This window comes from Sorangium sp. So ce1153 (genome assembly GCF_051521595.1).
Lineage (GTDB): Bacteria > Myxococcota_A > Polyangia > Polyangiales > Polyangiaceae > Sorangium.
This window is the reverse complement of the sequence record NZ_CP150361.1, coordinates 10,821,309-10,838,676: the sequence shown is the minus strand read 5'-3', so window position 1 is coordinate 10,838,676 and position 17,368 is coordinate 10,821,309. Positions and strand designations below refer to the sequence as shown.

The following is a 17,368-nucleotide window of genomic DNA, read 5'->3' as shown; positions in this document are numbered from 1 at the left end:
TCAGCGAACTGTGAAATGACGCGTTGCGTAGTTCTGGCGGAGGCTTCCGGCCATGGGCCTCCGAAATAGTGGACAGGCGGAGCGCGCGACCGCGTACCCCCCGCGTCCGTTCGTCGTTCATCCGCCGGGGCGCGGCATGTCGCCGGTGGGTGGGCGTGATCTGGCGTTTCAGGAACATCCTGCGCGCGCCGTCGTCTGTCCTTCACGTCGCGGTGTTGCGAGCCGGAGAGCGCCGCAACCTGAAGAACACACATCGCGGCATCACGAACGCATCAGGAGGCAGCCATGGCAGGCGTCGACGTTGGGGGAGGCGAGAGGCGGGCGCGGAACAGCGAGATCAACATGATCCCGTTCATCGATCTGCTGATGGTGACCATCGCCTTTCTCCTGATCACGGCCGTGTGGGTCACGAACTCGCGGCTCAAGACCAGCGCAGAGGTCCCTGCCGCCGCCGGGTGTGGTGAGGAGTGCCAGAAGGAGCCTCTCCGGACGATGCACGTCCATGTCGGAGAGGACAGCTTCAACCTTGTTTGGAAGCAGGGCGCGACCGTGCTGAGCGAGGTGACCGTCCCCAAGCATCCTGTCGAGATCGGCGCGGCGGGAGCCACCGCGATCCGTTACCGGGAGCTTGGCGAGGCCATCCAGCGAGAGTGGGAGCGGAGCGGCGAGCACCGTGCCCCGAGCGACCGCCGCGCCGACCAGGCCGTGCTCCACAGCGACGACAAGACGCCTTTCCGCGAGCTCGTCGCCGTGCTCGACGCCATCAACGCTCCCCGCCGCGCCGTCGTCCTCGACGATGGCCGCAGCGTCGAGATGCCCGCGTTCCTGGCGACCTTCTCAGCGCGCTAACACCGCATCTTCCCCCGCTCCCACCGTAGGCCCCCTGAGAGGGTGTTCGCGGCGCCGGGTGGGGGTGGGGGATGGGCCGATGTCTGAGCCTGAGACATGCGTCATCCGCTTGCCGGATGACTCATGTCTCAGGCGAGTTCGGCGGGGCCCCCACCCCCACCCGGCGCCGCGAACACCCTCTCAGGGGGCCGGCCCGCTCGGATCCGGGGCCGAGCCTGGCCGAGCCGTTCTACGCCGTGAACTCCGTCGTCAGCGCCACCCAGTTCGAGGGCGGGCGGACGGCGTAGCTCAGCGCCAGCACCTCGATCAGCACCACGCGGTAGATCGCGTGGACGTCGTCGACGTCGACCTCGTGCGCGTTCGCCTCGAGGGCCGCGTCGAGGTGCTCCTGCACGAAGGCGAGCACGTCGGGCTGCTCCATCGCGATGACGTCGTCCGAGTCGACCGCCTCGGCAGGATCGTGGAGGCGGATCTGCTCGTCCAGGTTCAGCGACTCCTCGACCCCCGTGAGCGCCGTCTCGGTGACCTCCTCGAGGTCCTGGCCGAACAGCTCGTCGAACGCGAGCCAGATCGCGAGCGTCAGGAAATAGCCGAGGGCGAGCGCCGTCTCGTCGAGCGGTCCCGAGAGCACCGAGGAGATCCGGTCCGCGAGCGCAGGCTGCGTCTGCTCGAAGCGCGTGAACGCGTCGTCGAGCTGCTTGCGCGAGTCGTCGTCATCTTCGGCGAGCTGATCCTCGATCTCGGACAGGACGCGCGCAGGCACCTGAGCGTACGAGGGGACGGGGCGAATGGCTGCGCGGCGTACCCACACGCGGACAACCTAGCACACGATGGCGCGGTTCATGGAGCGAGCAACCGGATGCTCGACGCCGGGACCCACCCCTCGGTCGCGCCCCAGCGAACCTCCGCGAGCCCGCCCGATCTCCTGCCGACCTCGACCGACGCTCCCTCGGGGATCGGGCTCTGCTCCGCGCGGGGCAGCGCGCTCCCGCCCTCGTCGAGCAGCCGGACCTCGGGGACCACCACGACGCCGGCGCGCGTCGTCAGGCGGAGGTGCCGCGCCGCATAGGTGAGCGGCACCAGCGCCAGCAGCGCGACGAGCGCGGTCGGCGCGAGGACGCTGCCCGCGACGTGCGCAGGGCCGGCCGGGCGGCGCCGCAGCACCACGCCGAGCGAGAGGAGCAGCGAGGCGAGGAGCGCTGCCGCCGCCCAGGTGCGCTCCGAGGCGAGGCCGACGATGACCCGGTCGAGCGTGGGGCGCGCGTCGACCGCATCGGCGGCGCGGCGAGAGCGCCGGCGCGTGATCTCCGCGCGCACGAGATCGAGCGCGCGATCCGCGTCCGTGTCGCCTGGACGGAGCCGCAGCGCCTCCTCGAACGCGGCCGCCGCCCGGCCCAGGTCGCCGGGGCGATCCGCGCCCTCGCGCACGCGGAGGACATAGGCGATGCCGCGGTTGTAGCTCGCGTCCGGGTGCACGAAGCCGCGATCGGCGAGCAGCTCGAACGTGTCGACCGCCGCGCCGTACTCGCCGCGGCCGAGCGCCGCCGTACCCTGCTGGAACAGCGCCTCCGGGGGCTCAGCCGGCTGCGCGCGCGCCTCGCTCGACGGGAGCGCCGGCGCGAGGCACGCGGCGAGGAGGAGCGCGGCGGCGAAGAGGCGCCTGCGGCGTCCGTTCACGTCGGCTTCCATCGGGCAAGCTCGGTCATGACGGCGCGGCTCTCCTCGACCAGCGCCGCGGCGGCGCCGCCGCCGCCCTCCTGCTCGGCCGGCTCGAACCGGATCGCCTCGCACGCGGCGAGGGCCTCGCAGGCGCGCGTCGACAGCGCCTCGGGGACGCCGCGCTGGCCGAGCTCGCCCGGGAGCGCCGCGAGCAGGACGCCGCGGGAGCGGAGGCCCGTCGCGGACTCGATGGCCCGGTGCAGGGCGCGCTCGATCGCCGCGGCCGTCGCCTTGAGATCCCCCTGCGCCGCGGCCTCCTCTGCTTCGCGCAGCGCGAGCGCTGCGAGGCGGGCGGGCGAGGTCGCGCCTGCCGCGCGGCGCTCGCGCGCCCGGCGCACGAGCCGGTCGCCCGCGCCGAACAGCGTCACGACGAGCGGCGGCGCGGCCAGGAGGAGCCAGAACGGCGCCCCGTCGAGGGGCAGCGTCGCGGGCGGGGTGTACTGGCCGAGCGACGTGCGGAGCCCCGGCATCCCGGCGAATGGCTCGGCGCGGCCGGCGGCGCGCTCGGCGTCCGGCGCCCCGGGCGCTGGCCCGGAGGGCGCCGGGGGAGCGACAGCGCGCGCCTGGACGACGCCGAGGTCCGCTGTCTCGACCACGTAGCGCTTTTGCGCCGGGTCCCAGTAGGGGAACTCGATCTTCCCGAGGTTCACCGCGCCGCTCTCCTGGATGCGCACGACGTAGCCGAACGACCGGAAGCCGCCGATCGCGCCGGCGCGCGGCTCGAGCGACTCGCGCTTCTCCGGGTCGAGCCACTCGAGGCCGGTCCGCTCCGGCACCCGGAGCGACTGCGGGAAGTTGCCGGTGCCCGTGACCTGCACGTTCACGGCCACCGAGCCGCCCTGGTCGATCTCGCGCGGCTGCACGGTCGCCTTCAGCGTGAACTGACCGACGTCGCCGAGGGCGTAGCCGGACGGGCGGCCGGCGAGCGGCGGCTCCGTGACGCGGACGACGATGTCGTTCGACTCGCGCAGCACGCGGGCGCCGATGCGCCGTCCGGTGATGCGCGCCTGCATGCTGCCCGTGTGCAGCTCGCCCGCCTTCAGCGGGAACAGCGCCAGCTTGTCGACGAGGCGCGCGGCGTAGCGGTGCCCGCCGACCCGCGTGTACACGGGCCGCTCCTGGCGGGCGTCCTCGAGGAGCTGGTAGCGAAGGAAGTCCGCGGTGGGCGCGGCGCGGGGCTCGCTCATCTCCGCGTTCTCGCGGAAGTACAGGTAGAACGAGACGGAGACCTGCTCGCCGACCACCGCGGCCGTCTTGTCGGGGATGGCGCGCAGGAACACCACCGGATCAGGCTCGCTCGGCATCGCCAGCTCGGGCGCCTGGTCCTCGGGCTCGTCCTCGGCCTCCTCCTCGTCGAGCAGGCCGCCCGGGCCGCTGAACGGCCACGGGAAGCCGTGCAGCGGGCCGCCGGGCAGCAGGAACGGGTTGTTCGGCCGGCGCGGTCGACCGCTCGCGGGCACGACCTTGATCAGGATCGGCGCCGCCGGCAGGCGCCTGCCGTTCCACGTGATCGTCGGCCCCGGGATCGTGTAGCGGCCGGGCTTGTTCGCGACGACCTGCCACGTCGCGCTGATCCCCAGCTGCGTCGTGACGATGCCGCCCCCCATCTGCGTCTTCATCTGCGTCCCGATGCTCGGGCCGGAGACGATGTCGAGGTCGGGCGGGACGCGCAGCGCGGGATCGGACGGCATGCCGGCGCCGCGCTCCACGAGCGCCTTCACCTCGACCGAGAACGGCTCGCCGACCTCGACCTCGGTGGAGCTCGCGCCCGACGAGAGCTCCGGCTGCTGGGCGCGCGCGCGGAGCGGGGCGAGCAGCGCGAGCAACGCGAGCAGCAGCGCCGTCGCGAGCGGCGCGGGGCGGCGCGGGGCGGCGAGCCGGGCAGGGAAGCGCACGGCGGGGAGGCGCGCGGCGAGCGCGAGCGCGGCCGGGAGGCGCGCGGCGAGCGCGAGCGCGGCCGGGAGGCGCGCGGCGAGCGCGAGCGCGGCCGGGAGGCGCGCGGCGGGGAGGCGCGCGGCGAGCGCGAGCGCGGCGAGCGGGGCAGGGGAGCGCGGCGGGCGCGTCACTTGTCCTCCATCGCGCGGCCGCGCCGCGTGCCGGCCCTGCTCTTCGCTTCCTGCTCCTGGTACGTCGGCGCCTCCTCGAGCTGGTCGAGCACGCGATCGTCCTGCCGCCCGGACTGCGGCTGCTCCTGCGGCTCCTCGCGCGGCTGCTCGGGCTGATCGGGTTGGCCGGCGTCGGGCGGCTGGTCCTGCGGGCCGGCGTCCGGGCTCTGGTCCTGCTCGCCGCCGTCGTCGCCCGCGTCTTGCTCGCCGCCGTCGTCGCCTGCGTCCTGCTCGCCGCCGTCGTCGCCCGCGTCTTGCTCGCCGCCGTCGTCGCCCGCGTCCGGCTCGGCGTCCGGCTCGGCGTCCGGCTCCGCGTCCGGCGGCGCGGCGTCCTTCTGCTCCTCGATGCGCCGCAGCGCGATCGCCCGGTTCCAGGCCGCGTCCCTGCCGATGCCGTCGCCGCCCGCCTCCTCGAGCAGGCCGGGGATGATGGCCAGGGCCTGGTCGTAGTACTTCACGGCTTCCTCGTAGTTTCGCCGCAGGAACTCGAGGTTGCCCGAGAGGTAGCGGGCGCGCGCGCGCAGGTCGGCCGGTACGCTCGGATCGGCGGCGATCGCCTTCACCAGGGTCAGCGCGCAGTCGATCTCGATCCCGCGCAGCGCGTCGCTCTGCTCCTGCTCTGGCCCGCCGTCCGCGAGCCCCTCGTCGCCGAACCGGTGGCCGTAGCGCTCGGCCAGGTGGAACAGCGTCAGCCCGAGGTCGAACGAGCCGTTCGGCTTCTGGCGCACGGAGTCGGGCAGCCCGATGCCAGCGTCGCTGCACGCGCCCGTCCCGAGGTAGCTCTCGAGCGCCTGCTCGGCGGACTCGAGGTTGCCCGCGTCGAGATCGCGGATCGCCTGGTCGACCGCCGGCGCGTTCCGCTCGAACGGGGACGTCGGATCCCACCCGCTGCACCCGGAAGCCGCCGAGAACGCGGCCCCGGTGAGGCACGCCGCGGCGAGCCCGATCGCGAGGACGCGCCCGTGACGCGCCAAGAACCCGGCGAGATCCGCCCGCTTGCGATCACGACGCGGCATGCTGCCCTCCCGCGTCGCCTCCCGCGGCCGGCCCTGCCCCCGCCTCGAGGCCCGCGCCGCCCGCGCGCCCCTTCAGCAGCGAGGCGCGCTTCGGCCTGGCCTCGGGGCTCGTCGCCACGAAGCGCCGGCGCGGCGCGTCCTTGAGGAACACCTCGGCGATGAGGAGCAGGATCGCGAGGCCGAGGGGATAGAAGTAGACGTCCGCGTAGACCGTCTCGACCCGCTCCGAGAACTCGCTCTTCATCTGCCGCCTGAGCTCCGCGGCGATCGTCTCGATGCCCGTGGTCCCCTTCTCCGCGCGGATGATCTGCCCCCCCGGCGTCGCCTGCGCGATCGACGCGAGCTGCTGCTCGCCCGACAGCGACAGCTCGGTCGTGAGCGGCTTGCCCTGGCGGTCGGTCCGCCACCCCACGATGCGGCCGTCCGGGCCGATCTCCGGGATCGGCTCCGGCGTGCGCCCGCCGATCTGCACGACGTGGATCGTCGTGCCCTGGGCGCCGATCGCCTGGGCGACGCTCAGGGGGTAGCCCTCGAGGTCCTCGCCGTCGGTGACCAGCAGGATGATCCGCTTGTGCTCGGCCGACTTCGGGTCGCGCCGCAGCAGCTCGTTCGCCTGGTCGAGCGCGCGCGCGATCGCGGTGCCGCCGATCGGCATGTCGTTCGGGTCGAGCTGGCGGAAGAACTGCGCGATCGCGGCGCCGTCGGCGGTGAGCGGGAAGCCCATCGGCTCGCCGGCGAACGCGACCGCGCCGAAGCGCGCGCCCTCGAGATCCTTGATGAGGCGTGCGACCTCGACCTTCGCCCGGAAGATGCGGGAGGGCTCGACGTCGCGCGCGTACATGCTCTTCGAGTAGTCGAGCACGACCACCACGTCGACGTTGGTCGCCGGCACGAGCCGCGTGCCCTTGCCGTACTGCGGGCGCGCCGCGGCCACGAACGCGAGCGCCGTCGCGAGCACGAGGAGCACGCCCTTCCAGGCGCGGCGCTTCGCCGGGTCGGCGGTCGTCAGCGCCTTCACGCGGTCCTCGTCGCCGAAGCGCCTGATCGCGCGCGCCACGCCGAAGCCGCCGAGGATGAGCAAGAGGCCGATCAGCGCGGCGAACGCCGTCCCGAGCAGGAACCAGGGGGCCGCAAAGTTCACGGGAACCTCCGGAGCAGCCAGGCGCGCAGGAGCGCGTCGAGCCCGATCAGGAACACCCCGGGCAGGAGCAGGAACGGGAAGAGATCCTCGTACGCCGAGATCGACGCCTCGAAGCGGGTCTTCTCCAGCCGGTCGAGCACGTCGTGCATGCTGGCCGCGAGCGCCTTCGCGTCGGTCGCCACGTACGACGCGCCGCCGGTCTTCTGCGCGATCTCCTGGAGCAGCGCGGGGTTCACCGGGAAGCGGTGGCGCACGTAGCGCGGCTGCCCGAAGAGATCGATGCCGTCCTCGACCTCGACCTCGTCGTCGGTGCCGATCTGGATCGTGTAGACCTTCACGCCGAGCGAGGTCGCGAGGTGCGTCGCGTACTCGGGCGAGATGGCGCCGGCGTTCGAGTCGCCGTCGGTCAGGAGGATGACGACCTTCGACTGCGCGTCGCTCCTGCGCAGCCGGGCGACCGCGGTGCCCAGCGCGTCGCCGATGGCCGTCGCGCTGCCGTCGATCACGTTGAGCGTCATCTGCGAGACCATCTGCGTCAGCAGGTGGTAGTCGAGCGTCGGCGGCGACAGCACGTACGCCGCCTTGCCGAAGACGACGACGCCGAGCCGATCGGTCTTCCGTCGGCTGATGAAGTCCTGGAGGACGAGCTTCGCCGTGTCGAGCCGGGTCAGCCGCTTGCTGCGCGGGAGCTTCGGCTGGCCGGGGAGGTCGCTCGGCCGCGCGTCGAGGATCGCGCGCATCGAGCCCGACAGGTCGAGCGCCACGACGATGTCGATGCCCTTGTCGTCCGAGCGCTGCTCGCGGAGCACGCTGACCGGCCGCCCCATCGCCAGGATGAGCAGCGCGAGCGCCACGGCGCGCAGCACGCCGGGCGCGTCGCGCAGGTAGCTGCGCAGCCCGCGCGGCCCGCGCGCGAGCGGCGCGACCGTGCCGAGCCGGAGCCGGGGCCGGCGCGCGTCCTCCGCGAAGATGCCCCAGTACCAGACGACCGGCACCGCCAGCAGCGCGAGCAAGAACCACGGGTTCTGCCAGCTCGCGCCGGACCAGGCCTCGCGGCGCGCGACGTAGGGGTAGACGCAGGCGATCGCCGCGACGACCAGCGTCGCCGCGACCGCAAGCGCGGCGCGCTTCGCCCGGCTCACGGCGCCTCCTCGGGCGCCCGTGACGGGCGTGCGGGCGGCGCCTGCCTGGCGGAGGGCGGGCCGCCGGGCCCGGCGCCCTCGCCCGGGCGCACGGCCGGCGGCGTCGTGCGGTGCACGATGACCTCGCCGCGCTCGATCGCCTCGAGGCAGTCTGTCTCGGTCGGCTGGAGGCGCGCGAACTTCACGAGGTCGCAGTCGGCCAGGAACCGGGCGATCTGCGGGAGCACCGGCACCGGCGGGCGCACCCGCGCGAGCAGCGCGCGCATCTCGTCGCTCGTCGTCTCGAGGCCGTCGAAGCCGTACCGCGCGCCGAGGTACTTGCGCACGCAGTCGCTCACGCGGTCGAAGTACTCGTCGGTCCGCCCCTCGCCGAGCAGGCCGGAGCGCCGGAGCGCCTCGAGCTCCTCGAGCGCGGCCACCCACGGCAGCTTGGGCGGCGGGGCGGCCACGACGCGGGGCCGGCGCAGCCAGCGCCGGACGAGCCAGGCCACGAGCACCCCGAGCGCCGCGCCGATGAGGATGCCGACCGTGAGCTGCTTCGCGAGCACCCACTCCTCGCGCTGCGGCCGCGGCGGCGGGTTCGGCTTCACCTTGGGATCCCGCTCGTTGGCGATCGGGTCCTCGACCACGATCTCGTGCGGCCGGGTGCAGACCGTGACGAGCTCCCCGCTCGCGCGGGAGACGGCGATCGGCACCGGCGGCAGCTGCAGCACGGCCCTGCCCGGCTCCTTCGGGAGCGGCACGAACGGGATGATCAGCCTCGTGGTCGCGCCGGTGTCGGTCGCCGTCGTCGTGCTCGTCGGCCCGGCGCCCGCGTCGGCCTCGGGCAGGATGAACCCCGCCTTCTCCAGGGCGCGCGCGGCGTCGCTGTCGCCCTGGACCTTGAAGCCCTCCGGCAGCACCGCCTCGCCCTTGCCGTGCGCGACAGTGACCTCGAGGTGGGCCGCGTACCCGCTGAACCCGTTCCTCGGGAACGTCTCCTGGATCTGCGGTCGCGTCGCGCCGGGCGGCACGTGCTCCGCGCACGAGGCCCACACGCTCCCCGACCCGCGCTCCGCCGGGCCCGGCGCTGGCGCCGGCGCGGGCGCGGGCGCGGGCAGCGGAGGCGGCGGCGGGGCGTCGTCGTCTCTGGCGGCGGGCCCGCCGGCGTCCGGCTGCGAGCGCGCCGGCAGGGCGCACGCGAGCGCCGCCGCGAGCGCGGCCCACGCGAGCGGGCGCGCGCGGCCAGCCGAGGAGCCGCGCGTCGTCATCGCCTGAGCCTCCGCGCCCGCTTGGCGAACAGGTCGCGCAGCGGGGTCACGAAGCTCTCGCCCGTCTTCACGACCACGGCGTCGAGCGCGAGCTTCTTGAAGAGCTTGTCCCGGTCGCCCCGCAGCTTGCGCATGGCGGTGCGGTAGTGGTCGCGGACCGCCCGGTCCCCGGTGTCCACCACGACCTCCTCGCCGGTCTCCAGGTCCTCGAACGTCGCGAGCCCCACGTCGGGCAGCTCCTCGTCGCGCGGATCGACCAGCATCACCGGGATCACGTCGTGCTTGGCGGCCGCGAGCGCGAGCGAGCGCTCGAAGCCGGCGGCGAAGAAATCGCTGATCACGAACGCCACGCTCTTCCGCTTCGCCACCTTGACCAGCGTCTCGAGCGCGAGCTTCAGGTTCGTCCCCGTGTACTTCGGCTCGTGCCCGAGGATCTCCCGGATGACGCGCATCACGTGCTTGTCCCCCTTCTTCGGCGGCACGAGCTTCTCGATGGCCTCGGTCGCGAGCACGAGGCCCACGCGGTCGTTGTTCTTGATCGCGCTGAAGGAGCAGAGCGCCGCGATCTCGGCGGCGACGCGCGCCTTCGACGCCCGCCGCGTGCCGAACTGCTCGCTCTGGGAGGCGTCGACGACCAGCATGACGGTCATCTCCCGCTCCTCGACGAACACCTTCACGAACGGCTCGCTCATGCGGGCCGAGACGTTCCAGTCGATCCAGCGGACGTCGTCGCCGGGCAGGTAGGCGCGGACCTCGCGGAACGAGAGGCCCTGCCCCTTGAAGACGGACGAGTACGTCCCGGAGAGCTGCTCGTTGGCGAGCCGTTGCGTCCGGATCTCGATGCGCCGGAGCTGCTTCAGGAGCTCCGGCGGCAGCGGGTTCTTCGAGCCGGAGGCCTTGATCACGGCACCTCGACCACCTCGAACACGCGCCGGACGATCTGCTCGGACGTCACCTCCTCGGCCTCGGCCTCGTAGGTCAGGACGACCCGGTGCCGGAGCACGTCGGGGCCGATCGCCTTCACGTCCTCCGGCGTGACGTAGCCCCGGTGGCGCAGGAACGCGTGCGCGCGCGCCGCGAGCGCCAGCGCGATCGAGGCGCGCGGGCTCGCGCCGTACTCGATGAGGCTGCTCAGCTCTTTCATGCCCTTCTGCCCGGGCTCGCGGGTCGCGAAGACCACATCCACGATGTAGTCCTTCACGCGATCATCCATGTACACGTCGCGCACGACCTTGCGCGCGGAGACGAGCTCGTCGGGCGTCGTCACCTTCGCGGCCTTGCCCTCGATCACCGCGGTCGTGCGGTCGATGATCTGCCGCTCCTCGGCCCGCGCCGGGTACCCGACCTTCACCATGAGCATGAACCGGTCGACCTGCGCCTCCGGCAGGCGGTAGGTCCCCTCCTGCTCGATCGGGTTCTGCGTCGCCATGACCACGAACGGGCTCGGCAGCGGGTAGGTCGTGTCGCCGATCGTGACCTGCCGCTCCTGCATCGCCTCCAGCAGCGCGCTCTGCACCTTCGCCGGGGCGCGGTTGATCTCGTCGGCGAGCACGAGGTTCGCGAAGATCGGGCCGAGCTTGGAGGTGAAATCGCCCTTCTGGTGGTTGTAGATGACCGTGCCGATGAGGTCCGCGGGCAGGAGATCCGGCGTGAACTGGATCCGGGAGAACTTCGCCTCGATGGCGTCGCAGAGCGTGCGCACGGTGAGCGTCTTGGCGAGGCCGGGGACGCCCTCGAGCAGCACGTGCCCCCCGGTGAGCAGCCCGATGAGGATGCGCTCGATCATGTACGTCTGGCCGACGATGACCTTGCCAACCTCGTTGAGCAGGGTGTCGATGAAGGCGCTCTCTTTGGCGACCAGCTCGTTCAGGGCGCGTACGTCGTGCATAACGGGTGGGAGCTCATAGCAAGCCCGGCCGCCCGAGGACAACCGGCGCCGCGTGAATATTCCTCGGGCGAGAGGGCGGCCAGGTCGCCCGCGGCGACCTGGCCGCCCTCAAGCGGCGCGCGGCGCTAGAAGCCGGGCTCGCGGAACTTGGCGCGCCCGGTCTCGGCGGGAGATCGCGGACGGGGCGGGACCGCTGTCGCGCTCGCGGCGGGGGCGGAGGACGGCGGCGTCGCCGGCGAGGCGGAGGGCGCCGGCGCGGCCGCGCGCGGCGGCTCCGGCGCGACCTGCTCGGCGGCGGCGACCCTCGTCCGCGGCTCCGGCGGCGGGGGCGGCGCGGCGGGCACGGCCTCGCCCGGGGGGGCGGGGCCCTCGCCGAGGCCGACCCAGAGGAGCGTCGCCGCCCCGAGCAGCGCGCCCGAGGCCACGAGGGCCGCGGCGGTGGCGATCGTCCGGGCGCGGCGGCGCGGGTCCAGGCGGGAGAGCGGCCGCCCCTGCGACCTGCCGTCCGCGGCGCGCAGCGCGTCCTTGATCACCGCCGCTCGCCGCGCCGAGCGCGAGGCGAGCGCGTCGCGGATGTACCCCGTGACCTCCTCGCGGCGCCCGCCCAGCGCGGCGTCCACCGCCTCCAGCGCCTCGGCGAGGTCCGCCATCGTCGCGAACCGCTCGGCCGGATCCTTGGCGAGCGCCCGCACCACCGCGGCCTCGAGCGCGGGCGGGTAGTCGGGGACGAGCGAGCTCGGCGGATCGACCGGCTCGGGCCGCGCGATGCGGGCCATGGTCGCGAGGTCGTGGCTGGCGGCGAAGGGGTGCGTGCCCGTCGTCAGCTGATAGAGCACGATGCCGAGCGCGAAGATGTCCGACCGCCGGTCCAGCTGCTCGCTGTAGACCTGCTCGGGCGCCATGAAGAGGATCTTTCCCTTCATGTGCCCGGTGTTGGTCGTCGGGTTGTCCACCTGCGCCATCGCCTTGGCCACGCCGAAATCGGCGATCTTCACCGAGCCATCCCGCGTGATCAGGATGTTGTGCGGCGAGACGTCGCGGTGCACGAGCCCGACCAGCGCGCCGCTGTCGTCGCGGAGCTCGTGCGCCGCGTGCAGCCCGCGCGCCGACTCGATCGCGATCCGCACCGCCACGGGCAGGGGGAGCGGCCTGCCCTGCTTGCGGGTGCTGCCGCCGAGCAGCGCCACCAGCGCGTCGCCGTCGATCCACTCCATCACGAAGTAGAGCACCCCGTTCTGCTCACCTTGATCCAGGATCGCGCACACATTCGGGTGCTTGATCCGGGACGCGATGCGAGACTCGGTGAGGAACATGCGCTTGCAGCGCGGATCGCTGGAGAGCGCCGGCAGCATCGTCTTCACTGCCACGATCCTGTCGCCGCCCGCTGCCCCGCCGCGCTCCCGCGCCGCCCACACCGTGCCCATTCCGCCCTGTGCGATGGCGATCAGCAGCTCATAGCGGCCGAGAAGTTGGCCTGGCACAAGATCGACGGGCGCTATCACAGCTCGTACCTGCGACTCCTGTGTCGTCGTGAATCCGACCACGCTGAAGCTCTCACGGACGATGCTCACGGACGATGGAAGAGCGTTCCAGGATCGGCCACCAATCTCAAACAATTTTCCAGTTGTCGAGAATCGGGAGGCATGAGTACGGTTAGATTGCCTCTATCGCTTCGTTGAGGAAGGAGGCGCAGGTGGAGCATCGGATCACCATCGGCGGAGTGGTATTCTTCGCCGTGGTCGGCGTCGGTCCGGCTGCGTCCGCAGATCCTTCCCCGCAGGCCGAGGGGCGCGCGCCGCTGTCCGTCGTCGCGAGCGCGCCGCCTGCCGTCGCGAGCGCGCCGCTGTCCGCCGCCGCGAGCGCGCCGCCGCCTGCCGCTGCGAGCGCGCCGCTGTCCGCCGCCGCGAGCGCGCCGCCTGCCGCCGCGAGCGCGCCGCCTGCCGCCGCGAGCGCGCCGCCGCCTGCCGCTGCGCCCCGGCAGCCGAGCGCCGCGGAGCTCGCGTCCGCGCGGCGCCTGTTCGCGCTCGGCCTCGCCGCGGAGGATCAAGGCCGATGGGCGGAGGCCCTGGAGACCTACGAGCGGATCCGCAAGATCGTCGTGTCGCCGTCGCTGTTGTATCACCTCGGCGCCTGTCACGAGGCGCTCGGCCACGTGGTCGAGGCGCTCAACGCGTTTGAGCTCGCCATGTCCGGCGCGACCGCGCGGCGCGAGCTCGCGCTCGCGAGGGAGTCGCGGTCACGCATCGAGAAGCTCCGGGTGAGGACGTCGCAGATCGTCCTGCGCCTGCCCGAGGACGCGGCCGGCGTGCACGTCGAGATCGACGGCGAGCCGATCAATCCGGCGCTCGTCGGCGCGGCCATCCTCGTGACACCCGGGGAGCGGCGGGTCGTGGTGAGGGCGGAGAACTACGAGGCGCGGTTCGAGGCCGCGGTGCAGGCCGAGACGGGCGCGGTCGTCGAGCTCCGGGCCGAGCTCGGCCCCAGGCGCCCGGTCGCGTTCGCGCGGCCGCTCGCGCCGACGCGCGCGGCGCCGCTCCGCGCGCCCGCGCCGGGCCCGCGCATCTCGCCGGTGGCCGTCGTGGGGGCGGCGGCCGCGCTCGCCGCCGGCGCCGTGGTCACGGGCGTGATCGCGTACGACGTGCGGCACACCTTCCTGAAGAAGAACGAGAACCCTGCCCCGGGCTCGCTGGACGAGCGGCAGGCCCTGCGCGATCGAGGGCAAGCGCTCGCCATCACGAGCACGGTGCTCACCGGGGCCGCGCTCGTCGCGGGCGGCCTCGCCACGTACCTCTTCTTGCCTTCGTCCTCGCCGCGCGCGGCGCCCGCCGACACCGCGGGGAGGCAGGCGCGGCCAGCGCGCGCGCCGGGCCCGACGGCGCTCTCGCCGTGGATCGGCCTCGATGGCGCGGGCGTCGCCGTTCGGGGGGCGCTGTGAGCCGCGCGCGCCGCCTCGGCATCGGCGTCGTCGCGGCGCTCGCCCTGGCCTGCGCGGGCGCGGGTGCGGGCGCGTGCGCCTTCATCGCGCCCTTCCCCGAGCTCGCGCCGGACCCGGTCGGCGGGGGGGGGAGCGGCGGCGGCGGGGCCGCGGGCGGCGGCGCCCCGGAGGGCTGCGTCCCGCTCGCCGAGGCGGCCTGCTATGCGGGGCCGCAGGGCACCAAGGGCGTCGGCCTCTGCGCGGCCGGCGTGGCGACGTGCAACGACGAAGGGACGGCGTTCGGCTCCTGCGTCGGCGAGGTCCTGCCCGCGTTCGAGAGCTGCGCCACGCCCGAGGACGAGAACTGCGACGGGCGGGCGTGCACCGGCGATCCCGTGCTCAGCGCCGCGCTGGGCGGCGCTGGCGTCCAGCACGGCACGGCCATCGCCGTCAGCGAGGAGGCCGTCGTGGTGGTCGGGTCGGCTTCCGGCAGCACCGACCTCGGCGCGGGCCCGTCGGACGAGCTGGGCACGCTCGGCGACGCGGACGCGTTCCTCGTCGCGTACCCGCGCGGCGCGCTCTCCCGCGACGGCCGCTCGCGGTTCGGCCGTCGCTTCGCCGACACCGTCGCCCGGGGCGTGGCGCTCTCGCCGGAGGGCGACGTGGTGCTCGCGGGCAGCGCCTCGGGCGACGTCGATTTCGGCGGCGGCGTGCGCGAGGGCCAGGGCCACCGCCCCGACGTCGTCGTCGCGCGGTTTGACGCCGCGGGGGCGCACCAGTTCAGCCGGCGCTTCGGCGACTCCGCCAGCCAGCAGGCGACGGCGGTGGCCGTGGACGGCGCGGGGAACGCGTTCGTCACCGGCGAGTTCTGGGGCACGCTCGACTTCGGTGAGCGCCAGGAGGGCGAGCGCTTCACCCTGACGAGCCAGGGCAAGCGCGACGTGTTCCTCGTCAAGCTCGACGCCGCCGGCAACGTCCAGTGGGCCAGGCAGTTCGGCGACGCGGAGGACCAGGCCGGCACCGGCGTCGCCGTCGACGGCTCGGGCAACATCGTCCTCGTCGGCTGGTTCAGCGGGAGGATCAGCTTCGGGGGCGACAAGGGCCTCGTCACCGAGGCCAAGAGCGACCTCTTCATCGCGAAGCTCGACCCCGCCGGCGACCACCTCTGGAGCAAGTCGGCCAACGCGACCAACGCCGCCGAGGCGCTCGGCGTCGCCGTCGACGGCGCGCGCAATGTCCTCGTGACCGGCTCGTTCCGCTCCTGGGTGAACCTCGGCGAGTCGCCGCTCACGACGTCGGGAGACAAGGACATCCTCCTCCTGAAGCTGGACGAGAACGGCGTCCCGCTGTGGAGCGAGGACTACGGCGACGACGCCGACCAGGAGGGCGCCTCCGTCGCGGTCGACCTCGCCGGCAACGTCCTCCTGACCGGCTCCTTCCTGGGGAGCGTGGAGGTAGGGGACGACGTGCACGTGGCCGCGGGCGCCGCCGACGCGCTCGTGGCCAAGCTCGACCTCGACGGCAGCCCGATCTGGTCGCGCGGGTTCGGCGACTCGGGCGAGCAGCGGGGCACCTCCGTCGCGGTCGATCTCCTCGGCAACAGCTGGGTGACCGGCCACTTCAACGGGGTCCTCGACCTCGGGGGTGGCGCGCTCACGAGCCGCGGCGCCAGCGACGCGTTCCTCGTCCAGTTCGGCCCGTGAGCGCCGCGGCGCCGCCGGCTCACTCGCCGGCGAGCGGGTAGATCGGCCGGATGTCGATCGGGATCCCCTCGAGGCCGCCGAGCGCCTGCTGCATCGGCGCCGAGACCTCTCCGTACCTCGAGAGGAGCTCGCTTGCGGCCTGCCGGTCGCCGCGGTGCTGCACCATGCAGAGATCGCGGACGAGGCGGGCGATGGCGGCCTCGAGCCCCGCGGGGTCGACCGTGAAGCGGCCGGTCGCCGGGTCGAAGCGGGCGGCACGCTCATCGAGGAAGCGGTTGATCTGGAGCGCGGCGCCCTTGCCGTGCGCCTCGGCCACGCCGAAGCGGGTGCTCCTGAACAGGCCCGCGAAGTAGGAGACAAGGAGCTTCTCCCTGAAGTCGGCGGGGAAGTGTCCTCTCTGGATCATGAAGAGGACGTTGTGGGCGCCCATCACGTCGGCCTTGGCCTCCTCGAGGGCGGAGTAGGTCGAGCCGAGCGCGAGGCGCACCTCGACCTGGGCGCCGCCGACGCTCGTGAACGCCGGGCCCAGGCTGTGCGAGAGCTCGTGGAAGAGCGTCTCGTTGAAGAACGCGTCGGCGGACAGGTGCTCGAGCTGCGCCGGGTCGAGGATGCGCTCGGCGATGGGGCGCATGATCAGCTCGAACTTCGTCTCGATGACGTTGCGGAGCAGGACCTTCTTGGCGCCCTTCTCGGCGCGGACGCGCTCGTCGTTCGGCAGGTTGAACGCGATCGTCTGGACCGATTTGCGGGCGTCGCCGGCGCTGTAGACGAGGTCCACGACCTGGATGGGGCTCTCTCCGCCGCGCTCCGTCTTCACCTCGTCGGGGATGGGCAGGTTGCGCTCCATCTCCGGGAGGAGCTCCTTGTACTTGGCGAGCCTCCGGGAGGCCTCCGGGTCGCTCACCGTGACGAACGACTCGAAGGAGGCCTTGAGGCCGAGGAGCTCGTCCTCGTAGGTCTCGTAGGGGCCGATGGTCACCTCGACCGGGCTGTCGAGGTCCATCCAGTCCTTGTCCGATGCGTGGTAGTCGTCCGAGCGGAACGCCTCGGCCCGCGATCTCAGGAACCGCCGCAGGCTCTCGTGCTCCGTGAGCGCCGCCGCCTCCTCGAGGCGCGCGCCGGCGGGGCCGAGCCACGCCGCGTACGCCTGGCTGTACGGCACCGCCACGAGCCTGCCTGCGTCGCGGCGGATGAGCGTGAACAGGCTCTCGAAGGCCTCCTTGTCGCCCGGGTGCTGCGTTGTCCAGGCGTGAAGCTCGTCGGCCGAGAGATCTTCCGGGTAGAAGCCGGCGCCCGGCGGACGGGGCCTGTCGATGGCGAAGGGGCGGTGGTGATCCTGCCTGTCCCACGGGCCGCGCATGATGTCGAAATAGGCGAGCTTGTCCCGCCCTTCCGGGGTGCTGTCCGAGGCGAGCCGCTCGCGGAGCTCCGGGTTCGCGGCGTGGGCCTGCCGATCGAAGACGGGATCGAGCAGCCGCGAGGCCTCGATGAGCTTGCCGAGCACCTGCCTCTCCCGCTCGGGCAGCTTGCTGACGTCCGCGGTGAGCCTGGCCGGCGCGAACTGCTTGACCTTCTCGGACAACAACGGGACCTCCTCTCGGGCGACGTCGCGATGTCGTGATGTCGCGACGTCGCGATGTC

The 17,368-nt window shown here is 73.4% G+C and carries 14 protein-coding genes; 3 read left to right on the top strand and 11 right to left on the bottom strand.

Annotation, left to right across the window (positions count from 1 at the left end; all coding sequences use genetic code 11):
- Positions 1-285 precede the first annotated feature (285 nt).
- Entirely contained in the window at positions 286-849 is a 564-nt protein-coding gene (locus WME85_RS39240) for an ExbD/TolR family protein (RefSeq protein ID WP_436621413.1), read from the top strand.
- Between the two features lie 229 nt (positions 850-1,078).
- Here the strand turns inward: WME85_RS39240 and WME85_RS39235 are convergent, their stop codons facing one another.
- The 10 genes from WME85_RS39235 to WME85_RS39190 form a co-directional block, all read right to left on the bottom strand.
- A complete protein-coding gene (locus WME85_RS39235) occupies positions 1,079-1,612 on the bottom strand; it encodes a hypothetical protein (RefSeq protein WP_020739589.1) in 534 nt (177 codons plus the stop codon).
- A 77-nt stretch (positions 1,613-1,689) separates the two neighbouring features.
- Positions 1,690-2,526, bottom strand: a complete 837-nt coding sequence (locus WME85_RS39230; RefSeq protein ID WP_437828523.1) for a hypothetical protein — start codon at positions 2,524-2,526, stop codon at positions 1,690-1,692.
- The gene (locus tag WME85_RS39225) at positions 2,523-4,634 is read right to left on the bottom strand and encodes a BatD family protein (RefSeq protein WP_437828520.1); all 2,112 of its coding nucleotides are present in this window, start codon (positions 4,632-4,634) and stop codon (positions 2,523-2,525) included. The genes WME85_RS39230 and WME85_RS39225 overlap by 4 nt, the downstream gene beginning before the upstream one ends.
- The gene (locus WME85_RS39220; protein ID WP_437828518.1) at positions 4,631-5,689 is read right to left on the bottom strand and encodes a tetratricopeptide repeat protein; all 1,059 of its coding nucleotides are present in this window, start codon (positions 5,687-5,689) and stop codon (positions 4,631-4,633) included. Before WME85_RS39220 ends, WME85_RS39225 begins: the two co-directional genes overlap by 4 nt.
- Positions 5,676-6,830: a vWA domain-containing protein gene (locus tag WME85_RS39215; RefSeq protein ID WP_437828515.1), complete on the bottom strand. Its 1,155-nt coding sequence runs from the start codon at positions 6,828-6,830 to the stop codon at positions 5,676-5,678. Before WME85_RS39215 ends, WME85_RS39220 begins: the two co-directional genes overlap by 14 nt.
- Positions 6,827-7,972 carry a VWA domain-containing protein gene (locus WME85_RS39210; protein WP_437828513.1) on the bottom strand — a complete coding sequence of 382 codons (1,146 nt, stop codon included), beginning with the start codon at positions 7,970-7,972 and terminating at the stop codon, positions 6,827-6,829. The genes WME85_RS39215 and WME85_RS39210 overlap by 4 nt, the downstream gene beginning before the upstream one ends.
- On the bottom strand, positions 7,969-9,222 hold the full coding sequence (locus WME85_RS39205) for a hypothetical protein (protein ID WP_437828512.1): 1,254 nt from the start codon (positions 9,220-9,222) through the stop codon (positions 7,969-7,971). Before WME85_RS39205 ends, WME85_RS39210 begins: the two co-directional genes overlap by 4 nt.
- Entirely contained in the window at positions 9,219-10,127 is a 909-nt protein-coding gene (locus tag WME85_RS39200; protein WP_437828510.1) for a DUF58 domain-containing protein, read from the bottom strand. The genes WME85_RS39205 and WME85_RS39200 overlap by 4 nt, the downstream gene beginning before the upstream one ends.
- Positions 10,124-11,110 (bottom strand): AAA family ATPase, encoded by a 987-nt coding sequence (locus WME85_RS39195; protein ID WP_437304141.1) that lies wholly within the window; start codon positions 11,108-11,110, stop codon positions 10,124-10,126. The genes WME85_RS39200 and WME85_RS39195 overlap by 4 nt, the downstream gene beginning before the upstream one ends.
- 125 nt (positions 11,111-11,235) lie before the next feature.
- Positions 11,236-12,591 carry a serine/threonine-protein kinase gene (locus WME85_RS39190; RefSeq protein ID WP_437828508.1) on the bottom strand — a complete coding sequence of 452 codons (1,356 nt, stop codon included), beginning with the start codon at positions 12,589-12,591 and terminating at the stop codon, positions 11,236-11,238.
- A gap of 212 nt (positions 12,592-12,803) precedes the next feature.
- On the opposite strand from WME85_RS39190, the gene WME85_RS39185 reads away from it, so the two are divergent.
- Positions 12,804-14,045 (top strand): hypothetical protein, encoded by a 1,242-nt coding sequence (locus WME85_RS39185; protein WP_437828506.1) that lies wholly within the window; start codon positions 12,804-12,806, stop codon positions 14,043-14,045.
- The gene (locus WME85_RS39180; protein WP_437828505.1) at positions 14,042-15,727 is read left to right on the top strand and encodes an SBBP repeat-containing protein; all 1,686 of its coding nucleotides are present in this window, start codon (positions 14,042-14,044) and stop codon (positions 15,725-15,727) included. Before WME85_RS39185 ends, WME85_RS39180 begins: the two co-directional genes overlap by 4 nt.
- Before the next feature lie 19 nt (positions 15,728-15,746).
- Here WME85_RS39180 and WME85_RS39175 read toward each other — a convergent pair whose 3' ends face one another.
- Positions 15,747-17,312 (bottom strand): dipeptidyl-peptidase 3 family protein, encoded by a 1,566-nt coding sequence (locus WME85_RS39175; RefSeq protein ID WP_437828503.1) that lies wholly within the window; start codon positions 17,310-17,312, stop codon positions 15,747-15,749.
- Positions 17,313-17,368 lie beyond the last annotated feature (56 nt).

Coding starts and splice junctions, on each gene's coding strand:
- WME85_RS39240 (WP_436621413.1), top strand. CDS start 286: ATGGCAGGCGTCGACGTTGGGGGAGGCGAGAGGCGGGCGCGGAACAGC.
- WME85_RS39220 (WP_437828518.1), bottom strand. CDS start 5,689: ATGCCGCGTCGTGATCGCAAGCGGGCGGATCTCGCCGGGTTCTTGGCG.
- WME85_RS39205 (WP_437828512.1), bottom strand. CDS start 9,222: ATGACGACGCGCGGCTCCTCGGCTGGCCGCGCGCGCCCGCTCGCGTGG.
- WME85_RS39195 (WP_437304141.1), bottom strand. CDS start 11,110: ATGCACGACGTACGCGCCCTGAACGAGCTGGTCGCCAAAGAGAGCGCC.